Annotated in this window: 2 protein-coding genes; both read left to right on the plus strand. The window is 71.9% G+C overall.

The window, feature by feature from the left end; translation table 11 throughout:
• The coding region (locus ACFV0Q_RS41365) for a Mur ligase family protein (RefSeq protein WP_385013244.1) at window positions 1-951 on the plus strand (951 nt) is incomplete at its 5' end.
• Window positions 952-981: 30 nt separating this feature from the next.
• A complete protein-coding gene (locus ACFV0Q_RS41370; protein ID WP_351825996.1) occupies window positions 982-1,710 on the plus strand; it encodes a glutamine amidotransferase in 729 nt (242 codons plus the stop codon).
• Window positions 1,711-1,723 lie beyond the last annotated feature (13 nt).

A 1,723-nucleotide genomic window follows, 5' to 3' on the forward strand; every position in this document is an offset into this window, starting at 1 on the left:
GGCATCACCTCGGCCCTGGCCGGGGGCTCGGACGCCAAGTACGGCGTCATCGAGGTCGACGAAAAGTACCTGGCCGGGGTGGCCCGGGACGTCACCCCCAAGGTGATCGCCCTGCTGAACCTCTCCCGCGACCAGCTGGACCGCGCGGCCGAGACCCGCATGCTCGCCGAGAAGTGGCGCGAGGGGCTCCAGGGCTCCAAGGCGGTCATCGTGGCGAACTGCGACGACCCGCTGATCGTGTGGTCGGCGTCCTCGTCGCAGAACGTCGTGTGGGTCGCCGCCGGCCAGGAGTGGAAGGACGACGCCTGGTCGTGCCCCTCCTGCGGTGGCGTCATGCAGCGCCCCGGCGACGACTGGTTCTGCGGCGAGTGCGGTTTCCGCCGCCCCACCCCCAGCTGGGTGCTCTCCGGCGACCACGTGCTCGACCCGCACGGCAGCGCCTGGCCGATCCACCTCCAGCTGCCGGGCCGCGCCAACAAGGCGAACGCCGCCACCTCGGCCGCCGTGGCCGCCGTGTTCGGCGTACCCCCGCAGGTCGCGCTGGAGCGCATGTACCAGGTGCAGGCCGTCGCGGGCCGTTACGACGTCGTGAACTTCATGGGCCGCGAGCTGCGGCTGCTGCTCGCGAAGAACCCGGCGGGCTGGCTCGAAACGTTTTCGCTGATCGACCCGCCGCCCACGCCGGTGATCCTTTCGGTGAACGCGCGCGGCGCCGACGGCACGGACACCTCCTGGCTGTGGGACGTGGACTACCCGCGCCTCGCCGGCCACCCGATCTTCGTGATCGGCGACCGCAAGCTGGACCTCGCGGTCCGCCTGGAAGTGGCCGGTCTGGACTTCCGGGTCTGCGAGACCCTCGACGAGGCCGTGCAGCTGGCGCCGCCCGGGCAGATCGAGCTGATCGCCAACTACACCGCCTTCCAGGACGTGCGCCGCCGCGTCGGCAACTAGCGCCCCGTCAGAACCGCAGAGGACAAGAGCATGAGCGACAACAGCCTGCGTCTGGTGTGGGTCTACCCGGACCTGCTCAGCACGTACGGAGACCAGGGCAACGCCCTCGTGGTGGAGCGCCGGGCGCGCCAGCGCGGCCTGGACGTCCAGCGCGTGGACGTGCGCAGCGACCAGCCGATCCCCACGTCGGGCGACATCTACCTGATCGGCGGCGGTGAGGACCGGCCGCAGCGGCTGGCCGCGGAGCGGCTGCTGCGCGACGGCGGCCTGGAGCGCGCCGTCTCGAACGGGGCGATCGTCTTCTCCGTCTGTGCCGGGTACCAGATCCTCGGCCAGGAGTTCGTCAACGACATGGGCGAGCGCCAGCAGGGCCTCGGCCTGCTGGACGTGGTCACCGTGCGCGGCGAGGGCGAGCGGTGCGTCGGCGACGTGCTGGCCGACATCGACCCGCGGCTGAACCTGCCGCCGCTGACGGGCTTCGAGAACCACCAGGGCGTCACGCACCTGGGCCCGACGGCCCGGCCCTTCGCCCGCACCCGGCTGGGCCGCGGCAACGGCACCGGCGACGGCACCGAGGGCGCGTACAACGACACCGTCTTCGGTACGTACATGCACGGCCCCGTGATGGCCCGCAACCCGCTGATCGCGGACCTGCTGCTGAAGCTGGCCCTCGACGTGAACGCGCTGCCGGCCATAGACGACCGCTGGTACGAGGCGCTGCGCAACGAGCGCATCGCGGCGGCGACGCAGCCCGCCTAGGCACGTCCCGTAC

Source organism: Streptomyces sp. NPDC059564 (genome assembly GCF_042735575.1).
Taxonomy (GTDB): domain Bacteria; phylum Actinomycetota; class Actinomycetes; order Streptomycetales; family Streptomycetaceae; genus Streptomyces.

What these genes read in the sequence shown, in the direction of transcription:
- ACFV0Q_RS41370 (WP_351825996.1), top strand. Translation starts at nt 982, where the DNA reads ATGAGCGACAACAGCCTGCGTCTGGTGTGGGTCTACCCGGACCTGCTC.